The sequence below is a fragment of the Bradyrhizobium sp. 18BD genome (assembly GCF_054185225.1).
Genome location: NZ_JAVAYL010000153.1, coordinates 1 through 481 on the forward strand (window position 1 = coordinate 1; position 481 = coordinate 481).

A 481-nucleotide genomic window follows, 5' to 3' on the forward strand; every position below is an offset into this window, starting at 1 on the left:
TGCGCGACGACCAGCGGTTTGAGGACGCTGACGTGCACCTGCTTGCCGACCGCGTGTGCGCAGCCACCGCGGCAGAAGAGGCGGTGGCGACAACACGGCCTCAGGGCGTAGATTCACACGCAATGTCGGCGTACGCGTCGTATCAGGCTCAGCGCGAGCGCGAGCGGCTTGCTGCGGCGCTGGATACCCAGCTTGCGCGTGGCGGGACGTATCAGGAGTTCGTAAAGGACCACGGCATGTCGTACAAGGAGGCGTTCAAGATTGTTTCCGAACAGGACGGACAGGGCGTGTACGAGCCGTTGGCACCACAGAACGTGCAGCGCGTCAAGGACGAACTCGCTGCCGCTGAGCGCGAGGGCCGCGAGCCGAAGAAGTCCGTGCTTTCCAAGGCGCTCAAGCACTCGGGTCCCTCCGACAAGAAGTACAAGCAGGCACACGCGATTATGGACACGGTGAACAGCACCCTTGGCGAGGATGACGT

General features: G+C 63.2%; 1 protein-coding gene. It reads left to right on the top strand.

Annotated elements, in window-relative coordinates; translation table 11 throughout:
- Positions 1-32 precede the first annotated feature (32 nt).
- A partial coding sequence (locus RAD16_RS40835) for a hypothetical protein (RefSeq protein ID WP_458163672.1) occupies positions 33-481 on the top strand: 449 nt, incomplete at its 3' end.